Raw genomic sequence first — 14,987 nt, forward strand, 5'->3', positions numbered from 1 at the left:
CCGTTCTTGGAGGCCAGGTCACGCTTACTCATACTACCGACTCCTGATGGGGTGCTGCGGTGTCTGCCGCTGCGCCTGTAAAGAGTGCATCCAGAGCTTCGATCAGCGCGATCGGCGCAGGCACGGCGTGTACGCCACGGGCGGTGGTGCGGCTGCCGCGCAGAAATACCGTCATCGAGCCGCCCAAATGTTGGTGCGGGTCGTAGTCGGGCAGGCGCGCTTTGAGTAGCCGGTGGAGTGCAAGCAGGTAAAGTGCGGCTTGCAGGTCGTAGCGTTTTTCGAGCATGGCATCGCGTAGGGCGTCAGCGGTGTAGGCGCTGTCGTCGCTGCCCAGGTAGTTGGATTTCCAGTCGAGCACATAGAAGCGGCCTTCATGCTCAAAGGCAAGGTCGATAAAGCCCTTGAGCATGCCGTTGAGGGTGTCGGCATCCAATACGGGGCGTGATACCCCTGGCAGTAAGTGGTCACTGACCAGCTGATCCAGCTTGCGCGTTTGTACCTGGTGCGCGGCAAACCAGAACTCCAGTTCTACCTGATAGCTTTCGAGTTCACATAGCGCCACCTGGCTGCCTTCGCTGGGCTCTGTCAGGGACGGGGACGTGGAAAGAGGCAGGGGAAGCGGTGTGGCGAGCAGTTCTTCCTGCCAGCCCGCCAGGGTGTCGTGCCATGCCTGCCAGCCGCGCAGCTGCACGCGCCGCCGCAGCATGTCTTCCCGGGCGGCGGGGTCTTTCAGCGCATTGTTAAAGCCTAGCTGGCCCGCCCACTCCAGCAATCCATGTAGGAAGGTGCCGGGGCCAGGCCCTCGCGGAAACCGGTGCAGGTGAAACGCTTCGGTGTTGATGGCGTTGTCGTGGGGTTCATCCAGCACTTCCAGGGTGGTGGCTTCCTGGGGCGTGGTGGGTTCCGGCGCGGGCGTTGGCCGCGCTGCGCCTGGAATCGCTTCTGAAACAGCCCCCGAGGTGCGCAGCGCCGAGTAGCTGGCGATCCACCACTGTTCACGGGCGGGGCGCAGCGGGGTGCGGGCGTGGCCCAGTGCCTGCTGCTCCGGCGCCGGGGTGAAGCGCAGCGCGGTGGGTTCCGGGGCGTCACTTAGCGCGATATCACTGCCTTCCACCAGTTCGCTCAAGGCTTTCGTAAACGCGCTGGGGGCGATGGCCTTGCCGCCGTTGATCAGGTGGCCGATGGCGCTGTTCTCGCTGCCTTTTAGCGGCGCCAGCCCGAGCCAGGTGGCATGGCGGGCACGGGTGAGCGCGACGTAAAGTTTGCGCAGGTCTTCGCCGAGGCGTTCGCGGTCGGCGGTGGCCAGCGTGGCTTCATCGGCGCTCAGGCTGAGTTGCAGCGTGCCGTCGCTATCGTGCCAGCGCAGCGGCAGGTCGGTGTCGCTCACCGGGCGGTGATTGGCGATAAACGGCAGGAACACCAGCGGGTACTCCAGCCCCTTGGATTTGTGAATGGTCACTACCTTGACCAGATCGGCATCGCTCTCCAGGCGCAGTTTGTGGCTGTCGCCGTGGCTATCCGGGTCGGCAATGGCTTCGGCCAGAAAGCGAATCAGCGCGTGTTCGCCATCCAGTTCCTGGCTGGCGTGCTGGAGCATTTCACCCAGGTGGAGCAGGTCGGTTAGCAAACGCTCACCCTCGGCGAACTCGCCCAGCAGCCGTGCGGCGATATCAAAATCGACCATCAATCGGCGCACCAGCGGCAGCACGCCCTGGCGCTGCCACAGCCGGTGGTAGTCGCTGAACTGCTCGACCCGCGCTTCCCAGGCCAGCTCGCTCTGGTTGAGATGGTCCAGCTCTTCAAGGCTTAAACCAAGTACCTGGGTTGCCAGGGCTGCGCGCAGCTTGGCTTCCGCCTGGCGGGAGTTGGCCTGGGGCTCGGCGCAGGCGCGCAGCCAAATGGCGAGCTGCGGGGCAATGGGGGAACTGAACACCTTGTCGTGATCGGAAAGGTAGACGCTCTTGATGCCTCGGCTGGCCAGCGCTAGTCGAATCGCCCGCGCTTCCTGCAGGCCGTTGACCAGCACGGCCATGTCCGAGGGGGCCAGCGGAGTGAGTGATTGCTCTCCATTATCGCCAATGTCATCAGCCGTCTTAGCAAAGCCCGCCTGTTGTTGGCGGCCTGCTTCCAGTAGCGCGGCCATGTGCGAGGCGCAGCGCTCGGCCATCTCCGTTTGGTAGGCGGTTTTGGAGAGCGGCTCGTCGCTTTCCAGTGGCCACAAGGTCATCGCGGGTAGCGGCTTGCCGTTAAGTACCAGCGTATCTTTGGTGCCTTTGGCGTTGACGGGGTTGAACGGCAGTGGGTTTTCGCCGCCCTCTGAACGGAACAGAAAGGCGCCGGCATCGTGCTGGTCGGCGTAACTGAAGCAGTGGTTGACCGCTGCCACCATGGCACTGCTGGAACGGAAATTGGTGCCCAGCGTGACGTGGCGGCCATCGGTGTCTTGGCGGGCTTGCAGGTAGGTGAAGATATCCGCGCCGCGAAAGGCGTAGATCGCCTGCTTGGGGTCGCCAATCAGCAGAATGGCGCTGTCGCGGCGGGGCGTTGCAACGTCATACACGGCGTTGAAGATGCGGTACTGGATCGGATCGGTATCCTGGAACTCGTCGATCAGCGCCACGGGGAACTGGCGCTGGATCTGCGCTGCGAGGGCCTCTTTGTTAGGGCCTTTCAGGGCGCGATCCAGATGGGTGAGCAGGTCGTTGGGACCCATCTCGGCGCGGCGTTCCTGTTCGCGCTCCAGGCGGGCGCGGCACCACTGTACGGCGTGAATCAGCAGGTCGTTGCGCGGCTCGGGTAGGGCATCCAGCGCTTTCGGTAGTTGTGCCAGCGCTTCCCATGCTTGCGGGCAGGGCGGTGCGCCTTCTTTCCAGATGTCGGCCATGCCGTCGGGCGTTATGCGTTTCCAGGCGGCGTCGGTGAGCGCGGGGCGGTCGGCATCCGTTTCGCACCACTCGCGTAGTGCGCCTAGCCAGTTGGCGCGGCTTTTGGCGTTGAAGCTCTGGCCTTTGAAGGCTTTGCGCGTGGCGGCCTCTTCCAGGGCGGGCACCAGTTCGTCCAGCCAAGCGGCCCAGGGTGCTTTGAGCTCGCTGAGCTGGGCGGCGCATTCGGCCTGGGTGGCGGCCAGGGTCTCGCTGGGTTCGGGCTTTTCGTCGCCCAGTGCTTCGCTTTCGGGCAGTAGCCGTTGCAGCGGGGCGTGCAGGTCGTCCGGTGATTTCCAATAACGGGTGACAATGCCGAGGGCGTCGCTGTCCAGCGGGTAGTAGAAGCTGCGCCAGTAGTCGCGCACCACTTCCTGTTCCAGTTCGCGCTGGTCGTTCTCCAGGTTGAGGGAGAACAGGCTGCCGCTGTCGAAGGCGTGTTCGCGCAGCATGCGGTAGCACCAGCTGTGGATGGTGGAAACCGCGGCTTCGTCCATCCATTCGGCGGCCAGCGCCAGGCGCCGCGAACAGGCGGGCCAGGTGGCAGGGTCGTATTGGTCGCGGAGTTCTAGGAGCAACGGATCTAGTGCAACCGGGGCTTCCCCGGCGGCAAGCCTACGTGGAGGCGCTGTGAACCCATCCGTGGGCGCTACATTCAACATCCCTGTTGAATGACCTCCACTACGGCTTGCCCCCGGCGCCCCTCCTTCTACGTCCTCAGCACGAAATACTTCTGCTGCTTCTACCAGCCGGTTGCGGATGCGTTCGCGTAGCTCCTGAGTAGCGGCGTTGGTGAAGGTGACGACCAGGATTTCTGGTGGCGTGAGCGGGCGGATAAACGCTGTGTCGTCGTCAACGCTGTGGCCGCCGAGTACCAACCGCACGTAGAGCAGGGCGATGGTGAAGGTTTTGCCGGTGCCGGCGCTGGCCTCTATCAGTCGGCTGCCGTGAAGCGGGAGGCTCAATGGATTGAGGGGGGCGGGCTGGCTCATAAGAAGATACTGTCAATTTCAGCGGAAAAATCTTGCCTAGCGGTGAACAACTGACTCATGCCGCTTCCTCATTTTCAATCGGGCTCGACTGTGCCAAGGCTATTGCTTGGAAGGGTGTGGGTTCAGCTGTCGAGACATAGGTCACGATATCTACAGGCAGTTGGAGGCGTTGTTCGAGTGCCATTTTGAGTTCGGCACAAGCAAGCAGCGGAATCGTTGTCTGGGAGATCAACAGTAGATCCACATCGCCGCCTCGCTTTGTATCATCAAGACGCGAGCCAAACACATGAACGTTGACATCTGTGCCCATGAATTCGTGCACGCCTGAAAGAATGGCGGTGCGCTGTGCTTGAGTAAGACGCATGAAGACAGCTCCTTGCTTGTTAAAGTCTAGCACTGACTATATGACAGCCCCGCCACCTAATAACCTAACGTTAAGTCACTCTTGGAATACTCAGTTTACGCTTCCTAGCCAATCGGGCGCGCTTCGGCTAAGACTCTCGCTTGGGTGGGGCTTGGCTCATCAGTCGATACATAGGTGACAATTTCCACCGGCAGTTTGAGGTATTCTTCGAGTATTTGTTTGAGTTCAGCACAAGGCTGTGGCGGTATCGCTGTCTGGGAGATCAACAGTAGATCAACGCCGCCGCCTCGCTTTGAATCATCTAGCCTTGAACCAAACACATGAGTTTCCACCGAATCACCAATAAACTCGCTCACGCCAGAAAGAATGATTGCGCGATGTGTTTGGGTAATACGCATGAAGTCAGCTCCTTAACTGTATGACAGCCCCGCCACCTGATAATCTTATCGCCGAGCCACTTTAGGTGCATTTTAGTTTACGCTACCGGCGGCTTCGGTTCACTCTAACGATGGGATCTCATGCTGACATCGCTGCTGGATAATGACTTCTATAAGATCACGATGCAGAACGCCGTGATCAAACGCTTTCCTTATGCCCATGCGCGCTACGCCTTTATCAATCGTGGCGAGCATGCTTTTCCTGACGGCTTCGGCGCCGAACTTCGCCACGAAGTCGATAAGATGGCATCGCTACGGTTGAGCGATGAGGAGAAGCGCTATCTCGAAATAACGTGCCCTTATCTCGACCCTACGTATCTCGATTTCCTTGCCGGGTTTCATTACAACCCCAGCGAGGTGATTGTAGAGCAGCAGGGGAGTGATCTTTCGGTGATCATTGAAGGGCCCTGGTATCGCACCATTCTCTGGGAAGTGCCGCTGATGGCGTTGATCAGCGAGCTGTGGTATCGGCTGCGTGGCGTGACGATCACGCCTGACGCTGATGCGATGATTGAACAGCGCGCCCAGGAGAAGATCGAACTCTACCGCCGTTTGGGCCTGAAAATCGCTGAGTTTGGCACCCGGCGGCGCTTCTCTTCTGACGTTCACGACCGGGTGGTTGGTGCACTTAGTCACCACGGCGGTGAGGCCTTCAGTGGCACCAGCAATGTGCTGATGGCCATGCACCACGGTGTTAAGCCGATCGGCACCCACGCTCACGAGTGGTTTATGTTCCACGGTGCTCGCTTCGGTTTCAAAATGGCCAATAGTCTGGCGCTGGAGCATTGGGTGGATGTGTATCGCGGTGATCTGGGGATCGCCTTAACTGATACCTTTACCTCTAAGGCGTTTTACGACAGCTTCGATAAGAAGTTCGCCAAACTGTTCGATGGCGTTCGCCACGATAGCGGCGACCCTATCGAGTTTGCTTCCCAGACCATCGACCATTACGAGCGCTTGGGCATCAACCCGCTAAGTAAGACGATTATCTTCTCCGACGCGCTAACACCGGAGAAGGTCGAGCGGATACATACCTTCTGCAAAGGTCGCATCGGCATGGCGTTTGGTATTGGCACCAACTTCACTAATGATGTCGGTGTTGAGCCGATGAACATGGTGATCAAGATGGTCGAGGCGCGCCCGGAAGGGCAGGGCTGGCTGCCGGTGATCAAGCTTTCCGACGTGGCGGAAAAGAACACCGGCGACCCGGAGATGATCTCGCTGGCGAAGCGCATCTTGTCGCTGAATGGGAAGAATGCTTAGCCTCTAATCTGTTCGAAACATGGAAACCGCTTGTGGCTGATACCTCCAAACCACCCCATAATCCTCATGATCGGTTCTTTCGTAGCGCGATGGAAAACCACGCCGTCGCGCAGGGGTTCATGCAACATTATTTACCCAAGAAAATTAGCGCCGCCCTGGATTTAGGCAGTCTTAAGCTGGAGCATGATAGCCACCTCGATTCAGCCCTGCGAGAAACCGTCTCCGACCTGGTGTACCGTTGTCAATTAGCGGGGCAACCGGCGTATCTAGCTGTATTGGTCGAACATCAGTCAAGCCCCGACCCGCACATGCCCGTGCGTATCGGGCATTATCTGTTTGGGATGCTGACCAAGCAGTTGAAGCAGCGCCCCAAGGAACCCCTGGCACCGGTTCATGCACTGGTGTTCTACCACGGCCGTCAAACACCCTACCCCTACTCAATGGATCTTGCTGACTGCTTTGAAGATCCGCTGGGGCTAATGGAGACGCTGTTCCAGGGGCCAATACCATTAGTGGATGTAAATCAGCTTGATGACGAAGCGCTAAAACAACAGCAGTGGATAGGCTTGGTTGCTCGGGTACTAAAGCACATTCGCGAACCGCACATCGATCCTTACCTGATGGAATGGCTGCGTGACTGCGCGAGCTTTGACGAGCACAGTCGCCAGCAGTTGGATTTCATCGCTACCTTGCTAAACTATGTGGTAGGAACAGGCAACGTGATTGACCTTGATCAGTTGATTGAAGAGAGCCATCGCTTGCCCCAGCCTATAGGAGATACCTTTATGACCATTGCCACCCAGTTGGAAGCCCGAGGTGAAGCGCGAGGTGAAGCCAAAGGCAAAATCGAGGGTAAAATCGAAACCGCTCGGAACCTCCTGCAAGAGGGGGCTGACCCCCAGTTTGTAGCCAAGGTGACGGGGTTGCCTATTGATGATGTTAAGCGCCTTCAAAACCATGCTGAATAAGGTAGGCCCTAATTTTTCACTGATCGGTGCAGTGGCGCATAGAGCGCATCGGTCAGCGTGGCGAAGCGGTGGCCCAGGGCACGCTCGTTGAATAGCTTTTCGAAGCTCGGCCATTGGTGGGAGAGGTAGGCGCTTTGGGCGACTTCGCCGGTTTGAAAGCGGCCGCCTTCGTAGGCGGTTTCGGCGGCGGCGTAGGCGTCGCTCTCCCTTGCGCTATCGGCTTCCAATTCAGGCGTGCCTTGTTTGGCCAGCCAGGCGAAAGCGGCTTGCGGAGCTAGCGGTAGCGGGGCCTGCATGCCATCGCACCAGGCACTTAGCAGGTTTTGTAGCTGGTAGCGGGCATTCTCGGCTTCTAACGGTTCCAAGCGCACATGGCCTGCTTTTGAGAGTAGCTGGGTGGTCATCGGGTGTTTGGCATTGCCCGCTAAGTGGGCGACCCAAGGGCGTAGCAGGTGCTGCCAGCGATATTGACCGCGGCCACGCCCCTGGCTGATTAAACTACTGCTGAGCAGTAGCAAGCGGCAGCGGTTGCCCGCTTCATCCTGGCGCAGCTCTCCCAGCCAATCTTCCAGCGTTACCTGTCCCTCAGCGCTTTCAACAATATGCACCGCCTGGGGCGCCGCCACTACTTGCGGCCACTCTTGCAACGCTTCTTCGTAGGCGCCAAACAGGGCGTCCATTGGTTCTGCCAGCGCTTCGCGCATCCTCTCTCCAAAGGCACCCACGGCTAGCACGCCCTGGCCTTTAAAGCGTTCCAGTGCTGCGTGCAGTGCTTCCACTCGCGGCAGGCCGTTATCCACCGCGTGGCGCTGGGCGGCGATTAGCTGATCCTGCAACTGCCAGTTCTGTAGCCCGTCCAGGGTGAAGGGTTCAACGTCCAGCTGGGTAAGCTCCTCCTGCTCGAAGTAGACCCCCAGGCGAGTGTTGAAAAACGCCTTGGCGGGTTCGCGTAGAAAGCTGCCTAGCTGGTTCAGGGTTAACGTGCTCTGCTGCTCGTTGTCCGCCTTAAGCTCTGGTGACTTTGAGTCTTGGATGCTTGCGCCACTGGGGGTGTGTAGGGCGTGCCATTCGTGAGCATACGTAAACAGCCGTGCTTGGGCAGGGGAATCGCTGATTTGTTCGGTAAAATAGCGGCGGCTGAACGGCTGCAGCGGGTGTTCGGTGGTTAACGCTTCCAGCAGCGGCTCGCCGTTTTGCGTGTGCCAGCCCGCTTCCAGGTGGTCGCGCAACTGGCCGACCAACACCGAGGGCGGCATGGGGTTGTTGTCGATCTGGCTGCGGCCTACCCAGCTAATATAGAGCTGTTGGCGGGCAGAGAGCAGCGCTTCCAGAAACAGGTAGCGGTCATCTTCCCGCCGCGAGCGGTCGCCGGGGCGGTAGTCGCTGCCCATTAAGTCGAAATCCAGCGGCGGCTGGGAGCGTGGGTATTCGCCGTCGTTCATACCCAATAAACACACCCGCTTAAACGGGATGGCGCGCATGGGCATCAGCGTGGCGAAGTTGACCGCGCCCGCCAGGAAGCGCTGGGAAAGACTATGCTCGTCGATTTGCCCCAACCAGTGTTCACGCACCATGGAGAGCGGCAGCGGGTCAAAAAGTTCGGCCTCTTCGGTGCTGTCCAACAGCTGCTGTAGCGCGGTCTCCAACTTGGTGAGCATGACGCTTTCCTGGGCGTCGTCGGTCAAAAAGTAGGTTTCCAGCAGTTCTCGCAGCCGGGCCACCCAGCTGGCGGCGTCGGTGGGCTGGCAGAAGGTTTCCCAGGTGCTTTCCAGTTTTTCCAGCAGATTTGCCAGCGGGCCTGCCAGGGAAGCTTCCAGCCCGCCAATATCGTCGAATGGCTCGATACCTTGCCACGCCTCTGCACTGCCCACCGTATACCCCAGTAGCAGTCGGCGTAGGCCAAAGGCCCAGGTGTTCTGGGTTAGCCCTTCGGGTAGATCCAGCCGGGTGCGCTGTTCGGCATTGAGCCCCCAGCGGATGCCTGCACCCTCGATCCAGCGGCTGAGGGTGGGCAGGTCGTGTTCATCGATGCCAAAGCGTGCGCGCAGCGCGGGCACTTCCAGCAAATCGAGCAGATCGCTTACCGAGAGGCGCAGCTCCGGTAAGCGCAGCAGTTTTTCCAGCGCAATCATCATCGGCAGGCGGTGGCGGCTGGCCTGATCCGAAAGGGTATACGGAATGTAGCGCGGGTCGTCGGGTCTAGCGTTCGCGTTATAGCTACCGAAAGCGGAGCGGTACTGGCCGAACACGGCTTCAATATGCGGCGCGTAGCGGTCAATATCCGGCACCATGACGATGATATCCCGCGGGCGCAAATCCGGGTCGGCGCTGAAGGCCGCCAGCAGCTGGTCGTGGAGGATCTCCACTTCCCGCTGGGGGCCGTGGGCAATATGAAACACGATGGAGTCGTCGCTGGCCGGGTCTAGCGCGGGCCAGTGGGTTTGGGTTTCCGCTACCGGGCGCAGCTCGCGGATATCGTCCTGTAGCTGGCTGAGCAAGCAGTTGCGCTCTTCGCCGCTGAACGGCTCGAACATATCAATACGCAGTGCCTGCTGCTCGAATAGGGTTTGGTAGTTGCCCGCGTCGTCGTGTTCGTCTAGCAGGCGCAGGTAGTCGCGCCCCTGTTTACCCCAGGCGGCCAGCAGCGGTTGGGCGTGCAGGTGCAGGGCGTCGTCGGCATCGCCGGTGCCCAGCACATCCAGGGCATCGGGCATGCCTGCCTTGCGTCGCTGGCGGTAGCGGCTGGCGCGGAGCAGGTCTTTGTGCTCGATGATATCCGCCCAGTAGTACTGGCAGGGGTTGTGCACGCAGAGCACGATCTGGCAGCAGCGCGACAGCGCCGCCAGGGCTTCTAACGTCTGTTGCGGCAGCGATGAGATGCCGAAAATAATCAATCGCCGGGGCAGGCCGGGTGGGCACTCTTGGCCTTCAAGCTGAACGGCGGCTTCCAGAAAGCGGCTGTGCACCTGGGCGCGGCTGCTGTTAAGGCCCGCCTCGCCTAGATTATTAGCCACATCGTCGCGCAGTGCGCGCCATAGCTCTGGCTGCCACAGCTGGTGTGCTTCCAGCGGGCGGGCTTCGCCCCGGGCGGTGATGAGTACATCGTTGCCCTTGGCCCAGGCGTCCAGCCAGTCGGCGCGATACACCTGGTACTGATCGAACAGATCCGCCAGCCGCTCGGCCAGTTGGTAGTGCTTGCGCTGGTCGCGATCCACTTCTAAAAAGCGTGCCAGCGGCGCAAAAGCTTCCTGCTCGGCAAGGCTGGGCAGCAGGCGCAATAAGCGCCATATCAACCGCGATTTATCAAACGGCGAGGTTTCGGGCACTGCGTGCTCGTCGTGCGTTAAGTGAGTCAGCACCGTGCGATAGGCCTGCCATAGAAAACGCGCAGGCAGCGTGACGTTCAGTGCTGCGGCTATGCCCGCACCGCCTTGGGCCGGGTCTTCCGCCAGCGCCAGTTTTAGCCACTGCCCAATGCCGTTGCTCTGCACCAGAATGGTCTCGTTCTCCAGCGGCGAGAGCGGGTGTCGGCGCATCCACTCCACCGCCAAGCCGCGCAAATCTTCCAGGCGATTGGCATGTACCACCATAAAGCCCGGCGTTAGCGGTGTTTGCGAGAGCAGCGAGTTTGCAGACATGCACTATGTTCCTTAGTTAATCATTCCTTTACGGCAGGGGCGGGATGACTAGGATATGTTGACGTTTGGGAATGAGACACCGGCAAGATCAGCCGAACTCACTGGTCAGAGGTGTTGCTAAAAGCAAGGCATGGGCGATAAGTGCTCTAGCTGCCCGCTTCTGGCCGCGATAGCGGTTTAATAGATAGGCGCAACCCCAAGGAGTTGGCTACTTTGCTAATGGTCGCAAAAGCCGGGTTTCCTTCCCCCGATAGGGCTTTGTAAAGCCCTTCCCGGCTCATTCCAACGTCTTTGGCGAGTTGGCTCATGTTGCGAGCACGGGCGATATCACCAAGTGCGGCGGCAAGAAGTGCAGGATCATTTTCTTCCATTACTGCATCAAGATAGGCCGCAATATCCTCCTCAGTTTGAAGATAATCAGCAGTATCGTAGTGACTGAAAGTGACATTAGGAACGGTCATGGTGTTACTCCTTCCATTGCGCGGCAATGGCTTTGGCTAGTTCGATATCGTGGGATTGGGTGGCTTTATCACCACCGCACAGCAGAACCACGATTACTGGCCCCTTGGTAATATAATAGACGCGGTAGCCTGGCCCATAAGGAATTCGCAGTTCAGAAACGCCTTTACCGACCGGCTTCACATCTCCAGGGTTGCCCAGACTCAAACGTCGGATGCGGGCTTCAACCTTGGCGCGGGCACGGATATCGCGAAGCTCGCGTAGCCATCTATCGAAGACATCGGTTTTAATCAACTCGATCATGGTGATAACTATAGTTGACAGTTCTGTGAGTGTCAACTTTGGTTGACGCCTAATTAAAAGCAAAGAAACGATGGGGGGGACGCTATGGTGTCAGAAGTTAATCATCTTGCGGGATGCGATATATATCGCCAAGCTATGCAGATACCGTGAACAACGCTAAGAGAGATTTCTAATGTCTGATTCATCGCAAAACTCCCGTCGTCACTCTTCCCAAGTGGTCGATGGCCCAGGCAAAGCCGCTAGCCGCGCCATGCTGCGCGCCGTGGGCTTTACAGATGCCGATTTCAAGAAGCCTCAGGTAGGCATTGCGTCTACCTGGAGCATGGTGACGCCCTGCAATAGTCATATTAACGAGCTGGCTGAGTTTGCCCGTGACGGTGCCGATGCAGGCGGTGGTAAAGGTGTTATTTTCAATACCATTACGATTTCCGATGGTATTGCCAACGGCACCGAAGGGATGAAGTACTCGTTGGTGTCGCGGGAGGTGATCGCCGATTCCATCGAAACCGTCGCCGGTTGTGAAGGCTTTGATGGCCTAGTGGCCATTGGCGGCTGCGATAAGAATATGCCCGGTTGCCTGATGGGGCTGGCGCGTTTGAATCGCCCCAGCGTGTTCGTCTATGGCGGCACCATTATGCCCGGCAAGGGGCATACCGATATCGTTTCGGTCTTCGAGGCCATGGGCGCGCACTCCCGTGGTGATATCGACCTGATCGAGCTTAAGAACATCGAAGAAACGGCGATCCCTGGCCCTGGCTCCTGTGGTGGCATGTACACCGCCAACACCATGGCGTCGGCGATTGAAGCCTTGGGCATGAGCCTGCCGGGTAGCTCGGCGCAAAACGCCATCTCACAAGAGAAGCGCGACGACTGTAAAGCGGCGGGCGAGGCGGTGCTGGCGCTGCTGGCGGACGATATCAAACCCTCCGATATTATGACCCGCGAGGCGTTCGAGAACGCGATAACTGTCGTCATCGCTTTGGGTGGCTCTACCAATGCGGTGCTGCACCTTATCGCCATGGCTCGCACCATCGGCGTTGAACTGTCGCTGTCCGATTTCACTGAAATAGGTAAGCGCGTACCGGTGCTCGCTGACCTGCGTCCCAGCGGCCACTACATGATGAGTGAGCTGGTGGCGATTGGCGGTATTCAGCCGCTGATGAGAATGCTGTTGGATGCGGGCTTGCTCAACGGCAACTGCTTGACCGTCACCGGCAAAACGTTGGAAGAGAACCTTGCTGAGGTTGAGCCTTACCCTGCTGAACCGCCGATTATTGCATCGCTGGGTAATCCGATTAAAACGGAAAGCCATCTGCGCATGCTCTACGGCAACTTGGCACCGGAAGGCGCGGTAGCGAAGATTACTGGGAAGGAGGGCACTCGCTTCTCTGGTTCAGCGCGGGTATTTGGCTCGGAAGAAGAGGCCCAGGCGCGTATTAACGATGGCACCGTCGTTGCCGGCGATGTGGTGGTGATTCGCTATGAAGGGCCGAAAGGTGGCCCCGGTATGCGCGAAATGCTCACACCGACCTCGGCGATTATGGGTCGTGGTTTGGGTAACGACGTGGCACTAATTACCGATGGGCGCTTCTCCGGTGGCAGCCACGGTTTTGTGGTCGGCCATGTGTCACCAGAAGCTTTTGACGGCGGCCCGTTGGCGCTGGTGAAAGATGGCGATACCATCACCATCGATGCTGAAGCGGATACTATCGACGTTGACCTCTCCGATGAAGAGCTGATGCGCCGCCGCGCCGCCTGGCAGCAGCCAGAACCCCGCTATACACGCGGTGTGCTGGCTAAGTATGCGCGTTTGGTTAGCTCGGCCAGCACCGGCGCGGTGACCGACCAGGAGTAATCCGCGTTGCCGTTATGAGCGTATCCTCATGAACACGCTGTCATAAAGAATTAAAGCGCAAGGCTTAGTATAAAAGCCTTGCGCTTTTTTATTGGGATAACAGGTGGCCGAAATGGTGGAGCAAACGCAGGCACGTGGGCGCATAGGTGAGGTGTTTTGGGTATTTTTAGCACTCGGCTTAACGTCCTTTGGCGGCCCGGTAGCGCACCTGGGGTATTTTCGCACGGCCTTTGTGGAACGGCGCCAGTGGCTCTCTGAGCAGGCCTATGCTGATCTAGTGGCGCTGTGTCAGTTCTTACCGGGGCCCGCCAGCAGCCAGGTGGGCTTTGCTCTTGGCCTATTGCGCGCGGGGCCTTGGGGGGCTGCCATGGCGTGGCTGGCGTTTACACTGCCCTCGGCGATTATCCTGGTGCTGTTTGCGTTTGGCGCGGCGGTGCTGGATGGCCCTATTGGCAGTGGCATTATCCATGGCTTAAAAGTGGTGGCGGTGGCGATTGTTGCCCACGCGGTGTGGGGCATGGCGCGTAATCTCTGCCCGGATAAAACCCGCACGGGAATCGCGCTTGCGGCGGTATTTACGGTGGTGCTGGTCAGTGGCCCACTGGGTCAGGTGTCGGCGATTGTGTTGGGGGGCTTAGCCGGGCTAACACTGTGTCGCGATAGCGCTGCCGCTACGGCAAGTGAGTCGCTGCATTTTCCGGTGACGCGTAAGGCAGGCATGGTGGCGCTGGGGGTATTCGCAGGGCTGTTGATTCTGCTGCCGTTATTGGCGGGGATGGCGGTTTGGCTGGATATCGCCGATGCGTTTTACCGTTCAGGCGCATTAGTGTTTGGTGGCGGGCACGTAGTGCTTCCGCTGTTGGAAGCGGAAGTGGTGCAGTCGGGTTGGCTTACGTCGGATGAGTTTTTGGCTGGTTACGGTGCCGCCCAGGCGGTACCGGGGCCGCTGTTTACGTTTGCGGCTTACTTAGGCGCGCTGCTGCCCGGTATCAATGGTTTAGTCGGTGCTTTGCTGGCGCTGCTGGCAATCTTTATCCCCGGCTTTTTGCTGTTAGTGGGCGTGCTGCCGTTTTGGAATCAATTTCGTCAGTGGGGCAGTGCCCAGGCGCTAATGCGCGGTGCCAATGCGGCGGTGGTAGGCATTTTAGGCGCAGCGCTTTATCAGCCGGTGTGGACGAGTGCGATCATTGGTGCAGAGGAGTTTGCCCTGGCGTTAACCGGTTTCTTGCTATTAACCGTATGGAAGCTGCCCGCTTGGGTAGTGGTGGTTGTTGTAGCGTTTGGGGGTATTGCGATTGCGCCATGAGCCGTCATTACGAACGAAGTGAAGTAATCTCGGGATTGGGGTAGGCGTGAAAAAAAAGCTTTCTTGGCAGACCGCCGGGAGGCGGCCTGCGTGGAGTGGAGAAGTGGGAACAGCAGAAAAAGTGTCTGCTATGGCGCCTCCAGCTCTAAGGTGCGACGCAGGGCGTGAAGTTCATCCACTCCCAGATGCTCAAGCCTTCCGGCGAGCAGGTCGCTGATTTTCTGAACGGGAAGCCCTGCCCGGCGGGCAATTTCTCGGCTTCCTAAGTCTGATACGGCGATCAGACGCGTGATAATACGCATTAATCGCGTACGTTTTTCAAGTTCCCTGACGTCGAGGTCAGGGCTGCTTCGCGGAGGATCAAGCTGTTCCGCAGTGGCAGTTGCGCGTGCCGTGCTCATGTGGCTCCATCAGTCTGAAATGACAAACACACAATGCCGCCAACCGGTGCGCATTTCAATGCCTATTTTGATGAAAATTT

The 14,987-nt window shown here is 58.9% G+C and carries 11 protein-coding genes; 4 read left to right on the plus strand and 7 right to left on the minus strand.

Translation table 11 applies throughout. From position 1 onward, the window contains the following. Positions 1 to 28: 28 nt before the first annotated feature. The 3 genes from recB to ACW17M_RS08940 form a co-directional block, all read right to left on the minus strand. Complete coding sequence (gene recB, locus ACW17M_RS08930; protein WP_457547280.1) at positions 29 to 3,913, minus strand: exodeoxyribonuclease V subunit beta; 3,885 nt, start codon at positions 3,911 to 3,913, stop codon at positions 29 to 31. Positions 3,914 to 3,968: 55 nt separating this feature from the next. Beyond that, on the minus strand, positions 3,969 to 4,277 hold the full coding sequence (locus tag ACW17M_RS08935; protein ID WP_190372916.1) for a nucleotidyltransferase family protein: 309 nt from the start codon (positions 4,275 to 4,277) through the stop codon (positions 3,969 to 3,971). Positions 4,278 to 4,381: 104 nt separating this feature from the next. After that, positions 4,382 to 4,675 carry a nucleotidyltransferase domain-containing protein gene (locus tag ACW17M_RS08940; RefSeq protein WP_041158177.1) on the minus strand — a complete coding sequence of 98 codons (294 nt, stop codon included), beginning with the start codon at positions 4,673 to 4,675 and terminating at the stop codon, positions 4,382 to 4,384. A 120-nt stretch (positions 4,676 to 4,795) separates the two neighbouring features. On the opposite strand from ACW17M_RS08940, the gene pncB reads away from it, so the two are divergent. Continuing rightward, positions 4,796 to 5,977: a nicotinate phosphoribosyltransferase gene (gene pncB, locus ACW17M_RS08945; RefSeq protein WP_233974266.1), complete on the plus strand. Its 1,182-nt coding sequence runs from the start codon at positions 4,796 to 4,798 to the stop codon at positions 5,975 to 5,977. A 32-nt stretch (positions 5,978 to 6,009) separates the two neighbouring features. Then, positions 6,010 to 6,945, plus strand: a complete 936-nt coding sequence (locus ACW17M_RS08950; protein WP_338127257.1) for an Rpn family recombination-promoting nuclease/putative transposase — start codon at positions 6,010 to 6,012, stop codon at positions 6,943 to 6,945. A gap of 8 nt (positions 6,946 to 6,953) precedes the next feature. Here the strand turns inward: ACW17M_RS08950 and recC are convergent, their stop codons facing one another. The 3 genes from recC to ACW17M_RS08965 all read right to left on the minus strand — a co-directional run bounded on the left by recC (position 6,954) and on the right by ACW17M_RS08965 (position 11,345). After that, entirely contained in the window at positions 6,954 to 10,583 is a 3,630-nt protein-coding gene (recC, locus tag ACW17M_RS08955) for an exodeoxyribonuclease V subunit gamma (protein ID WP_457547281.1), read from the minus strand. Between the two features lie 146 nt (positions 10,584 to 10,729). Then, a complete protein-coding gene (locus ACW17M_RS08960; protein WP_022522689.1) occupies positions 10,730 to 11,044 on the minus strand; it encodes an addiction module antidote protein in 315 nt (104 codons plus the stop codon). A gap of 4 nt (positions 11,045 to 11,048) precedes the next feature. Further along, positions 11,049 to 11,345 carry a type II toxin-antitoxin system RelE/ParE family toxin gene (locus tag ACW17M_RS08965; RefSeq protein WP_022522690.1) on the minus strand — a complete coding sequence of 99 codons (297 nt, stop codon included), beginning with the start codon at positions 11,343 to 11,345 and terminating at the stop codon, positions 11,049 to 11,051. Between the two features lie 172 nt (positions 11,346 to 11,517). On the opposite strand from ACW17M_RS08965, the gene ilvD reads away from it, so the two are divergent. Together ilvD and chrA are read left to right on the plus strand one after the other, a co-directional pair. Continuing rightward, a complete protein-coding gene (ilvD, locus tag ACW17M_RS08970) occupies positions 11,518 to 13,200 on the plus strand; it encodes a dihydroxy-acid dehydratase (protein WP_009287633.1) in 1,683 nt (560 codons plus the stop codon). A 112-nt stretch (positions 13,201 to 13,312) separates the two neighbouring features. After that, positions 13,313 to 14,506 carry a chromate efflux transporter gene (chrA, locus tag ACW17M_RS08975; protein WP_457547282.1) on the plus strand — a complete coding sequence of 398 codons (1,194 nt, stop codon included), beginning with the start codon at positions 13,313 to 13,315 and terminating at the stop codon, positions 14,504 to 14,506. Positions 14,507 to 14,634: 128 nt separating this feature from the next. Here chrA and ACW17M_RS08980 read toward each other — a convergent pair whose 3' ends face one another. After that, a complete protein-coding gene (locus ACW17M_RS08980; RefSeq protein WP_008958942.1) occupies positions 14,635 to 14,907 on the minus strand; it encodes an XRE family transcriptional regulator in 273 nt (90 codons plus the stop codon). Positions 14,908 to 14,987: the final 80 nt, after the last annotated feature.

The sequence above is a fragment of the Vreelandella sp. 2A-K22 genome, assembly GCF_054065485.1.

What these genes read in the sequence shown, in the direction of transcription:
- recB (WP_457547280.1), bottom strand. Translation starts at nt 3,913, where the DNA reads ATGAGCCAGCCCGCCCCCCTCAATCCATTGAGCCTCCCGCTTCACGGC.
- ACW17M_RS08935 (WP_190372916.1), bottom strand. Translation starts at nt 4,277, where the DNA reads ATGCGTCTTACTCAAGCACAGCGCACCGCCATTCTTTCAGGCGTGCAC.
- ACW17M_RS08940 (WP_041158177.1), bottom strand. Translation starts at nt 4,675, where the DNA reads ATGCGTATTACCCAAACACATCGCGCAATCATTCTTTCTGGCGTGAGC.
- pncB (WP_233974266.1), top strand. Translation starts at nt 4,796, where the DNA reads ATGCTGACATCGCTGCTGGATAATGACTTCTATAAGATCACGATGCAG.
- recC (WP_457547281.1), bottom strand. Translation starts at nt 10,583, where the DNA reads ATGTCTGCAAACTCGCTGCTCTCGCAAACACCGCTAACGCCGGGCTTT.
- ACW17M_RS08960 (WP_022522689.1), bottom strand. Translation starts at nt 11,044, where the DNA reads ATGACCGTTCCTAATGTCACTTTCAGTCACTACGATACTGCTGATTAT.
- ACW17M_RS08965 (WP_022522690.1), bottom strand. Translation starts at nt 11,345, where the DNA reads ATGATCGAGTTGATTAAAACCGATGTCTTCGATAGATGGCTACGCGAG.
- ilvD (WP_009287633.1), top strand. Translation starts at nt 11,518, where the DNA reads ATGTCTGATTCATCGCAAAACTCCCGTCGTCACTCTTCCCAAGTGGTC.
- chrA (WP_457547282.1), top strand. Translation starts at nt 13,313, where the DNA reads ATGGTGGAGCAAACGCAGGCACGTGGGCGCATAGGTGAGGTGTTTTGG.
- ACW17M_RS08980 (WP_008958942.1), bottom strand. Translation starts at nt 14,907, where the DNA reads ATGAGCACGGCACGCGCAACTGCCACTGCGGAACAGCTTGATCCTCCG.